16 protein-coding genes are annotated in these 16,435 nt (G+C 63.1%); 6 read left to right on the top strand and 10 right to left on the bottom strand.

Features of this window, described 5'->3' with window-relative positions; genetic code table 11:
* Positions 1-5 precede the first annotated feature (5 nt).
* Positions 6-530, bottom strand: a complete 525-nt coding sequence (locus EJ073_RS03960; RefSeq protein WP_126054548.1) for an OmpA family protein — start codon at positions 528-530, stop codon at positions 6-8.
* Between the two features lie 168 nt (positions 531-698).
* Here EJ073_RS03960 and EJ073_RS03955 point away from each other — a divergent pair, with 168 nt between their 5' ends.
* The 3 genes from EJ073_RS03955 to rimO all read left to right on the top strand — a co-directional run bounded on the left by EJ073_RS03955 (position 699) and on the right by rimO (position 3,390).
* Entirely contained in the window at positions 699-1,106 is a 408-nt protein-coding gene (locus EJ073_RS03955) for a DUF930 domain-containing protein (protein WP_126054547.1), read from the top strand.
* 190 nt (positions 1,107-1,296) lie between these two features.
* Positions 1,297-1,956, top strand: a complete 660-nt coding sequence (locus tag EJ073_RS03950) for a TerC family protein (protein ID WP_126054546.1) — start codon at positions 1,297-1,299, stop codon at positions 1,954-1,956.
* A 120-nt stretch (positions 1,957-2,076) separates the two neighbouring features.
* Entirely contained in the window at positions 2,077-3,390 is a 1,314-nt protein-coding gene (gene rimO, locus EJ073_RS03945) for a 30S ribosomal protein S12 methylthiotransferase RimO (RefSeq protein ID WP_126054545.1), read from the top strand.
* A gap of 67 nt (positions 3,391-3,457) precedes the next feature.
* On the opposite strand, the gene EJ073_RS03940 is transcribed toward rimO, so the two are convergent.
* The 8 genes from EJ073_RS03940 to EJ073_RS03905 all read right to left on the bottom strand — a co-directional run bounded on the left by EJ073_RS03940 (position 3,458) and on the right by EJ073_RS03905 (position 11,777).
* Entirely contained in the window at positions 3,458-4,525 is a 1,068-nt protein-coding gene (locus EJ073_RS03940) for a BMP family ABC transporter substrate-binding protein (protein WP_126054544.1), read from the bottom strand.
* Positions 4,526-4,577: 52 nt separating this feature from the next.
* On the bottom strand, positions 4,578-5,498 hold the full coding sequence (locus EJ073_RS03935) for an ABC transporter permease (protein ID WP_126054543.1): 921 nt from the start codon (positions 5,496-5,498) through the stop codon (positions 4,578-4,580).
* Complete coding sequence (locus EJ073_RS03930) at positions 5,498-6,610, bottom strand: ABC transporter permease (protein ID WP_126054542.1); 1,113 nt, start codon at positions 6,608-6,610, stop codon at positions 5,498-5,500. Before EJ073_RS03930 ends, EJ073_RS03935 begins: the two co-directional genes overlap by 1 nt.
* A complete protein-coding gene (locus EJ073_RS03925; protein ID WP_189363177.1) occupies positions 6,607-8,184 on the bottom strand; it encodes an ABC transporter ATP-binding protein in 1,578 nt (525 codons plus the stop codon). Before EJ073_RS03925 ends, EJ073_RS03930 begins: the two co-directional genes overlap by 4 nt.
* 209 nt (positions 8,185-8,393) lie before the next feature.
* Entirely contained in the window at positions 8,394-9,371 is a 978-nt protein-coding gene (locus EJ073_RS03920) for a quinone oxidoreductase (RefSeq protein WP_126054540.1), read from the bottom strand.
* 52 nt (positions 9,372-9,423) lie between these two features.
* Positions 9,424-10,254 carry a phosphatidylcholine synthase gene (pcsA, locus tag EJ073_RS03915; RefSeq protein ID WP_126054539.1) on the bottom strand — a complete coding sequence of 277 codons (831 nt, stop codon included), beginning with the start codon at positions 10,252-10,254 and terminating at the stop codon, positions 9,424-9,426.
* Positions 10,251-10,865 (bottom strand): DUF1326 domain-containing protein, encoded by a 615-nt coding sequence (locus EJ073_RS03910; RefSeq protein WP_126054538.1) that lies wholly within the window; start codon positions 10,863-10,865, stop codon positions 10,251-10,253. Before EJ073_RS03910 ends, pcsA begins: the two co-directional genes overlap by 4 nt.
* 15 nt (positions 10,866-10,880) lie before the next feature.
* Positions 10,881-11,777: a DUF2182 domain-containing protein gene (locus EJ073_RS03905; RefSeq protein WP_126054537.1), complete on the bottom strand. Its 897-nt coding sequence runs from the start codon at positions 11,775-11,777 to the stop codon at positions 10,881-10,883.
* A gap of 102 nt (positions 11,778-11,879) precedes the next feature.
* On the opposite strand from EJ073_RS03905, the gene EJ073_RS03900 reads away from it, so the two are divergent.
* Together EJ073_RS03900 and hspQ are read left to right on the top strand one after the other, a co-directional pair.
* The gene (locus tag EJ073_RS03900; RefSeq protein WP_126054536.1) at positions 11,880-13,091 is read left to right on the top strand and encodes a UbiH/UbiF family hydroxylase; all 1,212 of its coding nucleotides are present in this window, start codon (positions 11,880-11,882) and stop codon (positions 13,089-13,091) included.
* Between the two features lie 222 nt (positions 13,092-13,313).
* On the top strand, positions 13,314-13,637 hold the full coding sequence (hspQ, locus tag EJ073_RS03895) for a heat shock protein HspQ (protein ID WP_128346819.1): 324 nt from the start codon (positions 13,314-13,316) through the stop codon (positions 13,635-13,637).
* A 69-nt stretch (positions 13,638-13,706) separates the two neighbouring features.
* Here the strand turns inward: hspQ and EJ073_RS03890 are convergent, their stop codons facing one another.
* Positions 13,707-14,333 carry an invasion associated locus B family protein gene (locus tag EJ073_RS03890; protein WP_126054534.1) on the bottom strand — a complete coding sequence of 209 codons (627 nt, stop codon included), beginning with the start codon at positions 14,331-14,333 and terminating at the stop codon, positions 13,707-13,709.
* 279 nt (positions 14,334-14,612) lie between these two features.
* On the opposite strand from EJ073_RS03890, the gene EJ073_RS03885 reads away from it, so the two are divergent.
* Positions 14,613-16,433: an extracellular solute-binding protein gene (locus EJ073_RS03885; protein ID WP_126054533.1), complete on the top strand. Its 1,821-nt coding sequence runs from the start codon at positions 14,613-14,615 to the stop codon at positions 16,431-16,433.
* Positions 16,434-16,435: the final 2 nt, after the last annotated feature.

Here is a 16,435-nt window from a genome sequence, read left to right as displayed (position 1 = left end):
GCGATCTACTGGGTGTTCATGCGCATCTCGACGCGGCGGTTGACCGGATCGTAGGGATTGGCCACCCGCGGAAGGGTTGCGCCAAGGCCAACGGACGTGATGCGCGACGGCTCGATGCCGTTCGACAGCAGGAATGCGGTCACCGACTGGGCGCGGCGTTCCGAAAGTCCCCTGTTGTAGGTGGGCGAGCCGGAGGCGTCAGTATAGCCTTCGACGACGAAGTTCTGGCTCTTCAGGCGATTGTCCTTCAGCGCCTTGGCAAATTCGCCAAGCTTGGCCCGGGCGTCCGGCATGAGTTCGGCGGAATCGAGATTGAAATTGACCAGCATATCCAGGCCGGCCGGCGCCGGCGCGTCCGCCTTGCCGTCACATTCGTCTGCGGCGCCGACGCATATTCCGCGCGACTGGCCGAGCTGGGCTGTGCTGGCGAAAAACTTGATGATGTCTTCCGACGATTGCACCGGGTCGGCAAGCGAGGCCGGAGGCATCAACGACGCCGCCAGAACGAGGATCGAAATGGTCGCGCGCATCGCCGCCTCCAGTATCGTCGTCATGGATCGAGAAAACACTCTTCAGCACCGCCAGCCTGGACGATGTGACGCATCTCACATACAGGCAAAAAGGCCCAGATACCGCAGTAGCGTGTGAGGGCTACGCCCGCCGTCCGACCGCGGTCTGGTTGATTTCTCAGACAAAATATGCTGCTTCTCCCGCCGATGAAAAAGCTCTGCCTCTTGGTTTTGGCGTCCTTGACGCTGGCATGGCCGGCCTATGCGATGGACAACGCGCTGCGCGCCGGCCTCCTGAAACTTGATCCACAGACCCGGCTCGAACAGCGCTGCGATGCGGAAGTGCTCGATCGGATCACCCACGACGACCACAAATACAAGGCCGACCGAGTGGTCGCCTACGCCTTTGCTACGCCGGAGATGAGCGCCGACGCGATCCGGAGCCCGGGCGCGGCCTTCCGCAGCAAGGGGCAATGGTATCGGTTGAAGTTCAAGTGCCAGACCGCGCCCGACCACATGCAGATCCTGCAGCTGCGTTACCGGATCGGCGACGAGATCCCGGAAACCGATTGGGCGAAGTACAATCTCTACGACTAGAGCCACGACGCACTTGCGCCGGCCTGTCGGCGACCTGCCATTTTGACCCGAACCGATCACTCGCCTGTCGAAAAGAGTCGGCTTGCCGCGCTTGTTCCGGCCGGTCACTTGACGCACACGAACCATACACGTTAGGGCGTCTGGATATTCGACGACCGACACTCGGCGAACAGCAAAGGGCCTCCAGCCGATGGACATTTTCAGCGCCGCAAGCTTGACCGCCCTTCTCCAGGTCATTGCCATCGATCTTGTGCTGGCCGGCGACAATGCGATCGTCATCGGGCTGGCGGCCGCCGGCCTGCCCACCGAGCAGCGCAAGAGGGCGATCCTCATCGGCGTGCTGGCAGCGACCGTGCTGCGCATCCTGTTTGCCGCAGTAACCGTCAAGCTGTTGGCTATCGTCGGCCTGCTGCTCGCCGGCGGCATCCTGCTCTTGTGGGTGTGCTGGAAGATGTACCGCGAGTTGCGCACCTCTCATGCCGACGAGGAGGAGGCGACGGAGGCACTGTCCAATACCGACTTCGACAGGGACAGCAAGATCGCCGGCAAGGCGCCGCGCAAGACGCTTGGCCAGGCGGCGCTGCAGATCGTCGTCGCCGACGTGTCGATGTCGCTCGACAACGTGCTGGCGGTCGCCGGTGCGGCGCGCGATCATTTCTGGGTGCTGGTCATCGGTCTCGTGCTGTCGATCGGCTTGATGGGCCTTGCCGCGAGCTTCATCGCCAGGCTGCTGCATCGCTATCGCTGGATTGCCTATATCGGCCTGGCGATCATCCTCTATGTGGCAGTCGACATGGTCTATCGGGGCGCGATGGAAGTGTGGCCGCATGTCAATGCAGCGGTAAGTTGACGATCGGCGCCAGCGGCAGGCGGAACAACGACGGTTGTGTTTCGCCGCAGCCGTTGCCCATACCAATGCCGCAATTAGTGTGGTATTGCGCCGCCGATCCCGAAAAGCCCGGAAAAGCTTATGTCTGCCCCTCGCGTCAGTTTCGTCAGTCTTGGATGCCCGAAGGCGCTCGTCGATTCCGAGCGCATCATCACGCGGCTGCGCGCGGAAGGCTACGAGATCGCGCGCAAGCATGACGGGGCCGATCTCGTCGTGGTCAACACCTGCGGCTTCCTCGATTCCGCGCGCGACGAGTCGCTCAACGCCATCGGCTCGGCGCTGTCCGAGAATGGCCGTGTCATCGTCACCGGCTGCCTTGGCGCCGAGCCCGAGGTCATCCGCGAGAAGCACCCCAATGTGCTGGCGATCACCGGGCCGCAAGCCTATGAGAGCGTCATGGCAGCGGTGCACGAGGCGGCCCCGCCCAGCCACGATCCCTATATCGACCTTCTGCCGCCGCAAGGCGTGAAGCTCACGCCGCGCCACTACGCCTATCTCAAGATCTCCGAAGGCTGCAACAACCGCTGCACCTTCTGCATCATCCCAGCGCTGCGCGGCGACCTCGTCTCACGACCGGCGGCCGACGTTTTGCGCGAGGCCGAGAAGCTGGCCAAGGCTGGCGTGAAGGAAATCCTCGTCATCTCGCAGGACACCAGCGCCTACGGCATAGACATCAAGTACCAGACCAGCATGTTCGGCGACCGCGAGGTCAAGGCAAAATTCCTCGACCTGGCCGAAGAGCTCGGCAAGCTCGGCATCTGGATCCGCATGCACTATGTCTATCCCTACCCGCATGTCGCCGACGTCATTCCGCTGATGGCGGACGGTAAGATCCTTCCCTATCTCGACATCCCGTTCCAGCATGCCTCGCCGCAGGTGCTGAAGAACATGCGCCGGCCAGCGCATGGCGAAAAGACGCTTGAGCGCATCCGCGGCTGGCGCGAGACTTGCCCGGATCTCGCCATCCGCTCCACCTTCATCGTCGGCTTTCCGGGCGAGACGGATGAGGATTTCGAGATGCTGCTCGACTGGCTGGACGAGGCGAAGATCGACCGCGCAGGCTGTTTCAAATACGAGCCGGTCAAGGGGGCGCGCTCCAACGATCTCGGCCTCGAGCAGGTGCCGCAGGAGATCAAGGAAGCGCGCTGGCATCGCTTCATGCAGCGCCAGCAGAAGATCTCGGCCACGCAGCTCGCCAAGAAGGTCGGCAAGCGCCTGCCGGTGCTGATCGACGAGGCGCACGGAATGTCGGCCAAGGGCCGCACCAAATATGACGCACCGGAGATCGACGGCTCGGTGCACATCCAGTCACGCCGTCCGCTGCGCGCCGGCGACATCGTTACGGTCAAGGTCGATCGCGCCGACGCCTACGATCTCTACGGCTCGGCGGTCTGACGCAAAATATGCGGCAAATGAAAGGCCGCCCCGAGGGCGGCCTTTCATTTCAATGTCCGACCGTCGCTTACTGCGGCAGCTTGTCGTCGACGCCCTTGACGTAGAAATTCATGCCGAGCAGCGTACCGTCGTCTGCGACTTCGCCGTCCTTCAACCAGGGCGAGCCGTCCTGCTTGGCGATCGGCCCGGTGAAGGGGTTCCAGCCATCGGCGATCTTCTTGGTGGTCGCCTCGGCCATCGCCTTGACGTCGTCGGGCATGTTGGTGAACGGCGCAAGCTTGACGGCGCCGTCCTTGATGCCCAGCCATACATTGTCCGGCTTCCAGGTGCCGTCGATGGCAGCCTGGACGCGGCTGATGTAGTACGGCCCCCATTCGTCGGTAAGCGAGGTGAGCTGCGCGTTCGGCGCGAACTTGATCATGTCCGAGGACTGGCCGAATCCGTGCAGCTTGCGCTCCTCCGCCACCTGCAGCGCGGCGGTGGAATCGGTGTGCTGGACGATGATGTCTGCGCCCTGGTCGAACAGCGCCTTGGCGGCGTCGGCTTCCTTGCCCGGATCGAACCACGAGTTCACCCAGACGATCTTGGCCTTGAAGTTCGGGTTGACCGACTGCGCGCCGAGCATGAAGGAGTTGATGCCCATCACCACTTCGGGGATCGGGAAGGACACGATGTAGCCGGCGACGCCGGCCTTCGATTCCTTGGCGGCGATCTGGCCGAGGACGTAGCGCCCTTCATAGAAGCGCGCATTGTAGATGCCGAGATTGTCGCCGGTCTTGTAGCCAGTGGCGTGCTCGAACATCACCTTCGGGAATTTCTTGGCCACCTTCACTTCGGCATCCATGAAGCCGAAGGAGGTGCCGAAGATGAGCTTGCAGCCTTCGCGCGCCAGGCGCTCGAAGGCGCGGTCGGCGTCGGGGCCTTCCGAGACGTTCTCCAGATAAGCGGTCTCGACCTTGTCGCCGAGCGCCTTCTCCACCTCGAGGCGGCCCTGGTCGTGCTGGTAGGAATAGCCGAAGTCGCCGATCGGGCCCGTATAGACCCAGCACGCCTTGAGCTTGTCGGCGGCTTCGGCCGTTGCCGCCAGCGAAATGGCCGCGGTCGTGGTCATCAGGGCAATAAGCAATTTTTTCATCGTGTTACCTCTCTGAGTTAAGCCTTGGAGCTTCCCGTCTTTTTGTTTGTTGTCAACGATCCGGAACGAATGGCTGCCCCAAGGAAGCCGGCGTGTTCATCATCGTCAGACGCTTGTTGCGCGAGATTAGAACGAGAACCACGACGGTTGCCAGATAGGGCAGCGAAGAAAGCATCTGCGACGGTATCGGAATGCCAAAAGCCTGTGCATGAAGCTGGCCGATCCACACCGCGCCGAAGATGTAGGCGCCGGCCAGCACCCGCCACGGCCGCCAGGAGGCGAACACCACCAGCGCCAGCGCGATCCAGCCGCGCCCCGCGGTCATGTTCTCCACCCATTGCGGCGTGTACACCAGCGACAGGTGTCCGCCCGCAAGACCGGCGCAGGCGCCGCCGAAGATCACCGCCAGATAGCGGTAGCGGATGACGTGGATGCCCAGCGCATGCGCCGAAGAGTGGCTGTCGCCGATCGAGCGGAGCGTCAGACCGGTGCGGGTCCTGAACAGGAACCACGTGACGGCGGCGGTCAGCGCGATCGAGATGTAGAAGACCGGATCCTGGCCGAAGATGAGCTTGCCGACGACCGGGATCGAGCTCAGGCCGGGAATGTCGAGATTGGGCAGGCGCTGGCCGGGCTGGCCGACGAAACTCGTTCCCATCATGCCGGAGAGACCGAGGCCGAGCAATGTCAGCGACAGGCCGGTCGCCACCTGGTTGGTGGCCAGCGACAGCGTCATGACGGCAAACAGCAGCGAGAACAGCGCCCCCACGGCGATCGCGGCGAGCAGGCCGATCCAGGGCGAACCGGTGAGATAGCCGGCGCCGAAGCCGCCGACGGCGCCCATGATCATCATGCCCTCGACGCCGAGGTTGAGGACGCCGGAGCGCTCGACCACCAGTTCGCCGATTGCCGCGATGAGCAGCGGCGTCGCCGCGGTGGCGATGGTCAAAAGAATGTTGACGGTGATTTCCATCAGCGTGCCTCCTCCAGCTTGGGCGCGGCCTCGAGCTTTGGCGCGGCAAAGCCGATCAGACGAATGCGGTAGTGGATGAGCGTGTCGCAGCCGAGCACGAAGAAAAGAAGCATGCCCTGGAACACGCGCGCCACCTTGTCGGAGATGCCGAGCGCGCTCTGCACGGCCTCGCCGCCGAGATAGGTCAGCGCCAGAACAAGGCCCGCGGCGATGATGCCGAGCGGGTTGAGCCGGCCGAGGAAGGCGACGATAATGGCGGTGAAGCCATAACCGGGAGAGATCACGGGCTGCAGCTGGTTGATCGCGCCTGAGACTTCCGAGATACCGGCCAGGCCGGCAAGCGCCCCCGACAACAGGAAGGTGAAGAACACCATGCGGTTGAAGCCGAAGCCGGCGAAGCGCCCTGCCCTCGGGCTGGAGCCCAGCACGCGGACCTCGAAGCCCTTCAGCATGCGGCCCATCAGCAGCCAGATCAGCACGGCGGCGACCAGGGCGAAGACGAAGCCCCAATTGGCGCGCCCGGCGTCAGGCATCAGTTCGGGCAGGATGGCGGAGTCGCCGAACTGGATGGTCTGCGGGAAGCCATGGCCTTGCGGATCGCGCCACGGGCCCCGCACCAGCCAGTCGAGGAAGAGCTGTGCGACGTAGACCAGCATCAGGCTGGTCAGGATCTCGTTTGTGCTGAAGCGCGTCTTCAGCAGTGCCGGGATGGCGGCATAGACTGCACCGCCGAACATGCCGAGGATAAGCATCAGCGGCAGCACCAGCGGGCCTTCGAAATGGGGGAACAGCACCGGGATGATCGAGCCGAAAATGGCGCCGAAGATCAGCTGCCCCTCGGCGCCGATGTTCCAGATATTGGCCCGGTAGCAGACCGACAGGCCGACCGCGATCAGGATCAGCGGAGCGGCCTTGATCGCCAACTCGTGCAACTGCCAGACCTGGCTGATCGGCTCGATGAAATAGATCTTGAAGGCATTGAGCGGATTGACGCCGAGCAGCGCGAACAGGATGGCCCCGGCGATCATCGTCAACGCGAAGGCGATGAAGGGCGACAGCATCGAAAACAGCGCCGAGCGCTGCGGGCGTTTGACGAGTTCGAGGCGCATCATGCCGTCTCCAGCGTGTGTTCGGCGTGGCCGGGCTCGGCGCCGCCCATCAAGAGGCCGATCTTCTCGAAGGTCGCTTCGGCGATCGGTAGCGGTTTCGACAATTCGCCATTGTGCATCACCGCGATTGCATCCGAGATCTCGAACAACTCGTCGAGGTCCTGGCTGATGACCAGCACCGCCGAGCCGCTGCGTGCCAGTTCGATCAGCGCCTGGCGGATGTGGGCCGCGGCACCGGCATCGACCCCCCAGGTCGGCTGGTTGACCACCATGACGCTCGGCTTGCGGTCGAGTTCGCGGCCGACGATGAATTTCTGTAAGTTGCCGCCGGACAATGCCGCGGCTTCCGGATCGGGCGCGCTCTTGCGAACGTCCATCACCTCGATGATACGCTGGGAAGCAGCGTAGATGGCGGCGCTCTTGACCATGCCGCCAGAGCCGACAAAGGCCTTGCCGTCGGTGGCGTGGCGCGACAGTAGCAGGTTTTCCGAGAGCTTCATGCGCGGCGCGGCACCATGGCCAAGCCGCTCCTCCGGCACGAAGGCCGCGCCCATCAGCCGCCTGCCGGTGATGGTGAGGCCGCCGGCGTCCTTGCCGCGGATGCGCACCGAGCCGGCATCCGGCTGCATCGCCTCGCCGGAGACGGATTCGAAGAATTCGCCCTGGCCATTGCCGGCGACGCCGGCGATGCCGATCACCTCGCCGGCGCGCACGGTGAGGTTGATGTTCCTCAGCGGGATCGAGAACGGCGTCGCCGGCTTGCGGGTCAGCGCGCGGATCTCGAGCAGCGCCGGCGCCATCTCGATGCCTTCGGCCGGCGCGCGCACCACCGCCTTGACCTCGGTGCCAACCATCATGCGGGCGAGCGAGGCGGCGGTCTCCTGGCGCGGGTTGCAATGGCCGACCACCTTGCCGTGGCGCAGCACCGTGGCGCGGTCGCAGATACGTTTGACCTCTTCCAGCCGGTGCGAGATGTAGAGGATCGACTTGCCTTCCGAGCGCAGCCTTTCCAGCGTCTCGAACAGCTTGTCGGCTTCCTGCGGCGTCAGCACCGATGTCGGTTCGTCGAGGATGATCAGCTGCGGTGTCTGCAGCAGGCAGCGGATGATCTCGATGCGCTGGCGTTCGCCGACCGAGAGGTCGCCGACCAGCGATTCAGGATCGAGCGGCAGGCCGTAGCTGTAGGAGAGCGCCCTCGCCTTGGCGGCGATGCTGCTGATCGGCGAGCCGTCATCCAGCGACAGCGCGATGTTCTCCGCCGCGGTCAACGCCTCGAAGAGCGAGAAATGCTGGAACACCATGCCGATGCCGAGCTTCTTGGCGGCGCCCGGGTTGGTGATCCGGACTGGCTGGCCGTCCCAGAAGATCTCACCCGAATTCGGCTCCAGCGAACCGAATAGCATCTTGACCAGCGTCGACTTGCCAGCGCCGTTCTCGCCGAGCAGGGCGTGGATCTCGCCCTTGGCGATGTTGAGGTCGATATGGTTACACGCCGTCAGCGTGCCGAAAATCTTGGTCAGCCCACGAACTTCAAGCAGATTCGCGCTGTCGTGATTTGCACTCACAGTGCCTCCCATCTGGTTGCCAGATATGTTCTGTGTTCCCGCAAGCATCGTATGCGCTGCCGGCTGTTGGCGGAAAGCGGCACGCGACTTGAAAGAGCTTCAAGAATTTCAGCGGAAACTCAAGCGGTAAAAAAGTACCTTGCAAAGCCGGTGAAAGTGGATGGCCGGCTTTGCCAACTATCAATGCTTTCCACCGCGGCAAGCCGCCAGGAACGGCGGCATCAGGGGATCAGAACGGTGGTGCCTGTCGTGCGCCTTCCCTCGAGATCGGAGTGTGCCTTGCCGGCGTCCTTCAACTGGTAGCGCTGGTTGATCTTGATCTCGACCGCACCGCTCTGCACGACGCCGAACAGGGCCTCGGCCGACGCCACGAGGTCTTCGCGCCTGGCGTTGTAGACGAACAGCGTCGGCCTTGTGGCGTATAGCGAGCCCTTCTGCGCCAGGAGCGACATAGAGAAGGGCGGGATCGGCCCGGAGGACTGGCCGAAGCTGACGAACATGCCGAGCGGCTTCAGGCAGTCGAGCGAACCGGGGAACGTATCGTTGCCGACGGAATCGTAGACGACATCGCACTTTTTGCCGCCGGTTATGGCGGCGACACCGGCGACGAAATCGTGCTCCTTGTAGTTGATGACATGGTCGAAGCCGTGCGCCTTGGCGAGCTCGATCTTGTCCGCGGAGCTTGCCGTGCCGATGACCGTGGCGCCGAGATGCTTGGCCCACTGTCCGAGGATCAGGCCGACGCCGCCGGCCGCCGCATGGAACAGGATAGTGTCGCCCGCCTTCACCTTGAAGGTGCGGCGCAAAAGATACTCGGCCGTCATGCCTTTCAGCATCATCCCCGCCGCCTGCTCGTCGCCGATGCCATCGGGCACCTTCACCACACGGTCGGCGGCGATGACCCGCTGCTCGGCATAGGCGCCGACATTGACGGCATAGGCGATGCGGTCGCCGGCCTTCAGCCAGTCGACGTCGGCGCCGACCGACAGCACCACGCCGGCCGCCTCGCCGCCGGGGATCAGCGGAAAGCCGCCGGGCGGAGGATAGAGGCCCGAGCGATGATAGACATCGATGAAATTGAGGCCGATCGCGGTGTGCCTGATCAGGACCTGCCCGGCCCCGGGCTGGCCCGGATCGGCATCCTCATAGGTCAGTACTTCCGGGCCGCCATGGGCGTGGATGCGGATCGCTTTGGGCATTGGGCAGTCTCTCTTGGGATCAAGCCGTCTTGGGAACCGGCTTTCGCAGGAATCAGTCTTTTCCGGCGCCCGGCTTGGCGCCGAGCTTTGGAAAGACCTGCATGATACCGCCGATGCAGGCGAGGTAAAGTCCGGTCACGGTGATACCGACCTTGGTGAAGACGCTGACCTGCTCGCCCAGCACGCCGATCTGGTCGTAGAAGGCGGCGAGTGCCGCCTGCGCCAGTGCCAGCGCACCGAAGGCACACCACAGCAGCGTCATGCCGAGATTGACCGGCCTCAGCCGCACCACGCGAACCGGATGAATGAAGTTGATCGGCACGAAGGTGAGGATGCCGGCGACCACCACCACGGCGAAGGAAACCCATTGCCCCGGCTCGATGACGAAGAGCGTGAACACCACCATGTTCCAGACGACCGGGAAGCCCTTGAAGAAATTCTCCTTCGTCTTCATGCCGGTGTCGGCATAGTAGATCGCGCTGGAGACCACGATGATCGCCGCCGACAGGAACGACAGCTTTTCGCCCATGAAGCCGCGCTGATAGAGCGCGAAGGCCGGGATGAGCACATAGGTCACGTAGTCGATGATGTTGTCGAGAAGTTCGCCCGACCATGTCGGCAGAATCTCCTTGACCTCAAGTTTCCTGGCGATCGGACCATCGATGCCGTCGACGAACAGCGCCAGCCCCAGCCACCAGAACATCGCCGTCCAGCGTTGCTCGCTCGCCGCGACCAGCGACAGGAAGGCCAGGAACGAGCCGGAAGCAGTCAGAAGGTGAACCGAGAACGCACGCGCCTGCGGCCACGTCACCTTCTTCTTCGGTCGCGGAATCCGGTCGGCGATTTTCTTGGCGGCTTTCCTCGCCGCAGTGTTCTTGCTCACGGGCCCCGCCAGTCCAGCTTGCAGATCTCGGCCGAACGGCCGGCAAAGTTCCAGTTGCGGCCGAAGGCGCGCATCTTGCTCTTGTCGGACTTCGCCACGATGATTTCCGGCGCGATCCAGTATTCGGAGTTGCTGATCACCGTATCCTTTTCGCGGTCCTTGCCGGGGATCGGCGTCACCGCCCCGTCGATGATCTTCGGTATCTGGAAGATACGCGTCTTGTCACGCGTCTCATAGGTGATCGGCACCTGCTCGACGCCGAGGAATTTTCCAACCAGGATGGCAAGCAACGCGGTGGTGCCGCCCGCCTTGCCGGTGAAGATCCTGGTGAGCGCCTTGACCGCGTGGATGGAGGCGCGCTTATCGATGAACAGCCCGGCTGTCCAGTTGCCGCGGCTCATATAGCCAGGGATCTCCATCACAAGGCCAAGATTGAGGCCGGAGAGGTCGACGTCACCGGAATGGCCGGCGTCGATGCGGAATCCGGCCCAGGTCTGGCAATAGCCCTCGGTCGGCGGATGGCTTCCGAGCGACAGTACGCAAGGGCAAAAAACCGTGCAATTGCAGGAGAGTACGAGCTCTCCCTTCATTGCCCAGCCTTGGTCTTTCATCGAATTCTCTCCCCCTCACGCCGAAACTAATAGCAGGGCGGCACCCCAGACAAGCAGTATCGCACCGACACTCCGGCTTGCCATCCTGCCGCTGGTCTGTTTTTCGATCAGGGTGAACAGGCCGATCAACGCCATCCAGAAGATGTTCATCGCGCCCACGGCGAACATCACCAGCATCAGCGCCCAGCAGCAGCCCAGGCACCACAGGCCCTGTTCCATGCCGAGATGGAAGATGCGGCCAGGTTTCGCGCTCCAGTTTGCGAACAAGGTCGAGAACGGGTTCCGGCATTTCGTCAGGCAGGCTTCTTTCAGGCCGCTGAACTGGTAGAGGCCCGCGACCAGCAAGGCCGCTGCTCCGGCGATGCCAACGACCGGATCGAGCAATTGCCCGGACGAGGCGAAGGCGTGGACGCCGAGCGTCAGCGCCGCAAACAGCGCCGAGCCAGCCAGCCACATGCAGAGATAGCCCGCGACCAGGACCAGCGGGTGAACGACCGGCTCGCCCCTGATGCGAGCGGTGTCCGCGATCTCGCAATAGATGCGGATCATCGGCGCGGCGGACGGCAGCATCGTCGCCACGGCCATCAGGAACCACATCAGGATAAGCGCCGGCGCCTGCGCGCCGATTGCGCCGGCAAGCGGCGCCGGCGCCAGGCAAAGCGCGAAAAAGCGATCGACGAAATCCGGCAGCGGCGGCGGCGGCAGGTATTTCAACATGAAATCGCCCGGGGCCGATGCGCCCGCAACCCGGCCTTCGGCACCGCGGATCGCCATGACGCCAAGCGTTAGCCACGCCAGGATGACCGCCGCACCAACCATCATGGCCACCACCAGCCGGGGGTTGCGCGCGACGTCCGCGGTGGCGCGGCCGGCCCGGTCGAGATGGCGGAAGTCGTTGTCCTGGCCGGTCATGGACCCGAAATGGGCTGAATCGCCGCGTTGATCAAGCCGTACACTCCGGCCTATACCGCATTGGCGGCCAATTGGGCCTGCATTGCGATCTGGATACCGGATTTGGATCATCAGAAGACAGCGCGGATATTGGTCGCCGGCAGCGGTCCGGCCGGGCTGATCGCGGCGCTTGGGTTTGCCGAGGCCGGCTTTGCGGTGACGCTGGCGGGCCCGGCAGCCAATGGCCAGGATGGCCGCACCACCGCGCTCATGAACCCCGCCTTGAAAGTTCTCGAGCGGCTGGGCGTTCTCGCGGAACTCAAGCCAAAGGCCGCACCACTGAAGGTGATGCGCATCGTCGACGCGACAAGGCGGCTGGTCCGCAGCCCGACGGTCACTTTCCGCGCCACGGAAATCGGCGAAGAGCAGTTCGGCTTGAACCTGCCGAACAATGTGCTTGTTCCCGCCCTTGCCAGGGCGGTTGCCGCGCATGCGGGCATAGAATGGCGGAAATCGATGGTCGAGAGCTGGCGCCTCGACGCCGCCCATGCCCATGCCGTGCTCGCCGATGGCAGCGAGATTTCCGCCTCGCTGGCGGTCGCCGCCGACGGGCGCCTGTCGCCGGCGCGCGAAGCGGCGGGCATTGCCGCATCGGTGCGGTCCTATCCACAGGCGGCGCTGGTTCTCAATTTCAGCCACCGCAGCGACCACGCTTTCACCTCGACCGAATTCCACACCGAGACAGGCCCGTTCACGCAGGTTCCCCTGCCCGGCAACCGTTCCAGTCTTGTCTGGGTGGTGAAGCCGGAGACGGCGACGGAACTGGCGGCGCTCGACGACGCGACGCTTTCGCAACGCGTCGAAGAGCAGATGCAGTCGATGCTGGGGCGCGTCACCGTCGAACCCGGCAGGCAGGTCTATCCGCTATCGGCCGCCTCGCCGGGCCGCTTTGCGCAAAATCGCGTTGCGCTGGTCGGCGAGGCCGCGCACGTATTCCCGCCGATCGGCGCGCAAGGCCTCAATCTCGGCATCAGGGATATCGACGATCTGATTGGAATCGCCAGCGAAAATAGCTCCGACCCGGGATCGGAGAAGTGCCTTGCGACCTACGATACCAGGCGGCGGCCCGACATCTTGGCCCGCAGCAGCGCGGTCAATTTGCTGAACAGGTCCTTGCTCTCCGACATGCTGCCGGCGCAGCTGGCGCGCAGCGCCGGCCTTGGCGTGCTCGGCAGCTTCGCGCCGCTGCGCGCCTTTTTCATGCGAGAGGGGCTCAGGCCCGGCAGCGGCTTCCAGGCTCTTGCCGGCGGTTTGCGGAAGCAGTCCCCGCGGTAGCTTCCCCAGACCTTTCCGCAGCGAGCCCGAAACCCTCGGCTCCGCCAGTTCGTTGGCTGCTACTGGAGCGGTGCTTTGGCATTGAATTGACGCGGCGTCTGCGCCAAATAGGCACCAACCGAAAGTCGGGGTCGATTTTTGGCGGCGCAGCGCGTAAATTCAAGATCTTAGGCGCCTTTGCGCGGTCACGGACGGCGCCCTGGAACCTGAGTGGTGAGTGCGATGAAAACGGCCAAATTCTCGATCGGACAAGTGGTTCGCCATCGGCTGTTTCCGTTCCGCGGCGTCATCTTCGACGTCGACCCGCAATTCGCCAACACCGAGGAATGGTACGAGGCGATCCCGGCAGACGTGAGGCCGCGCAAGGACCAGCCCTTCTACCATCTTCTCGCCGAGAATTCGGAAACGGAATACATCGCCTACGTCTCCGAGCAGAACCTGCTCGAGGACAAGTCGGGCGAACCGGTTCGACACCCGCAGATTGGCGAGATGTTCGACAAGCGGCCGGACGGCCGCTACGAGCCGAAACGCCAGTCGCGGCATTGACACAAAAAAGCGGGGCCAAAGCCCCGCTTTTTTTCGAAACCAGAAGACTCCCGCAGGAGTCCTGGGCGATCAGTTGGCGGTCTTCGCCTTGTCCTGCTCTTCCTTGAGCTTCTTGGCGAAGTCCTGGTTGTTCTTGGCCACGAAGTCCTTCAGCTTCTTCTGCCGGTCCTCGATATCCGACTGCTGCAGCGGCGGGCCGTCGTAGGCGCCGCTGAAACCGGTCAGCGCGACCTTGATCGGGTTCGGCTGGTTCTGGAAATTGACCGAGGTAAGCGTGATTGCCTGGCCCTTCTTGAAGGAAGCGACGAGCTGATCGGTCAGCGGCACTTCGGCCACGCAGCGGTCGGGGAAGCAGATCACATAGTCAAGCTTCTGCGCCTTGCCGGTGTCGATCTGCAGGCCGATGCCGGGAGGGACCAGACGGCCGGTCGGGACCGTGACCTGGAACACCTTGCGGTTCACCTTGCCCTTCAGCTCGATCAGGCTGATGCCGGTGACGAGTTGGCCATTGCCGGCGGTGACGATGTTCTGGACATTGCAGATGTCGACATCTTCCTGCTTGGTGCAGGCCTTGAACCAGCCCTGCGGAATCTGCTGCTGCTGCGCGGAGGCAGCCGGAAGTTCAGCGCCCAGAAAGCCGATCACGCCTGCGGCCAGGACCGAAAGGCGGTACGCGTTGCTGTTCAGGCTCGTCATATGGTGTACTTCCTCTCAATGATCCCGGGACCGGCTTATTCGCGCCGCGTGGTCCAGCTACCTGTTGCCGAAATGAGGCAACAGCATGACTTCGGAGCGCGTGTTACACTGCCAGCTCCGGCGAATCCAGCCCGTAGGCTGCAATTCTTGGCGCAGCCCGCCGGCGTCGAAGCCTTAGGAAACCTCGTTCGAATTCCCGACGCAGCGGCGATTCAATCGCCGCGTGAAATGCTCTAGGGTGCATTCCGAATCATCAAGCCGCCTGGCAAGGAGTCGGTCATGGGCCGCGTTCTCGTTTGGCTGATAGCCGCGACCTCGTTTCTGACCCTTTCGCCTGGACCGGTGCAGTCGGAGCCGAAGCACGCCATCGCCATGCAGGGCGAGCCGGCGCTGCCGGCCGGCTATACGCATTTCAACTACGCCAATCCCGATGCGCCGAAGGGCGGCAGCATCACCTATTGTGTGGTCGGCAGCTTCGACAATCTCAACCCGTTCATCCTGAAAAGCCTGCGCACCACGGCGCGCGGCATGCTGGATCTCACCTACGGCAACCTCGTCTTCGAACCGCTGATGCAGCGCAATTACGACGAGGCTTTCAGCCTCTATGGCCTGCTTGCCGACAGCGCAGACATGGATCCGGAGCGCAAGTCGATCGAATTCCATCTCAACCCGAACGCAAAATGGTCGGACGGCCAGCCGGTGACGCCGGAGGACGTGCTGTTCACTTACGATGTCTTCACCGACAAGGGCCGCCCGCCCTACAGCGTTCGCATGAGCATGATCGCCAAGCTGGAAAAGACCGGCGAGCACAGCGTGAAATTCACCTTCAACGACAAGGCTAATCGCGAGACCCCGCTGATCATCGCGTTGACACCGATCATCCCCAGGCACGCTTTTGACAGGGATACCTTCGACAAGACGACACTGAAGCCTTTGATCGGCAGCGGACCCTACACGGTGGACAAGGTGCAACCTGGCCAACGCATCGTCTTCAAGCGCAATCCCGACTACTGGGGCAAGGACCTCCCTTCGAAACGCGGCTTCGACAATTACGACCAGATCACCATCGAGTATTTCCTGAATGACAATGCCAAGACGGAAGCTTTCAAGAAAGGCATCTGCGCCGTCGACGACCAAAGCGATCCGGTCAAGCGTGAGCGCGATCTCGATTTTCCCGCTTTCCATCGTGGCGAAGTGATCGCCGAAACCTTCGACACCGGCATACCGCCTGTCGTGACCGGATTCCTGTTCAACACAAGGCTGGAGAAGTTTTCCAACCCAGTCGTGCGGCGCGCGCTAGGGATGCTCTACGACTTCGAATGGGCGAACAAGAACCTGTTCGGCGGCAAGTACACGCGCACCATGAGCTACTGGCAGAATTCCGAGCTATCCGCGCTCGGTCATCCGGCCGGAGACAGAGAGAAGGCGCTGCTCGCGCCCTACCCCGGCCGCGTGCCGGCCGATGTCATGGAAGGCACCTGGAGGCCGCCGGTGAATGATGGCACGGGCCAGGATCGCAAGGTGCTGAAGGCGGCATTCGATTTACTGAAGAGCGAAGGCTATGCCGTCAAGGACGGGGTTCTGCTGGACCCCAAGGGAAATCCCTTCGGCTTCGAAATCCTAACCGCCTCGCAGGACGAGGAGCGTTTTGCCACTATCTATCAGCGCACGCTGCAGAAGATCGGCATCGCTGTGACCATCCGCAGCCTCGAGGCCGACCAAATCCAGTCGCGCAAACAGCGCTTCGATTTCGAGGTGCTGATCGGTTCGAGCGGGTTCAGCAACTCGCTGTCCCCCGGCATCGAGCAGACCTTTCGCTGGGGCTCTTCGGAAGCCAAAAGGGAAGGCTCCTTCAATCTGGCCGGCGTTGCCGATCCCGCGATAGACGCAGCAATGGATGCGATGCTGAAGGCGCGAACCAAGGAAGACTATGTCGCCGCCGTTCGCGTCCTCGACCGGTTGCTGATCTCAGGCAACTACATGGTGCCGATGCAATACAACACGCAGCAGTGGCTCGCCTACTGGAACTACCTGGAACATCCGCAAAAGACCCCCATATTCGGTTATCAGCTGCCGGTCTGGTGGCGAAAGCCCAACTGACC

Source organism: Mesorhizobium sp. M4B.F.Ca.ET.058.02.1.1 (assembly GCF_003952505.1).
Classification (GTDB): domain Bacteria; phylum Pseudomonadota; class Alphaproteobacteria; order Rhizobiales; family Rhizobiaceae; genus Mesorhizobium.
The sequence above is the reverse complement of the archived record's forward strand: the minus strand, read 5'-3'. Positions and strand labels throughout refer to the sequence as shown.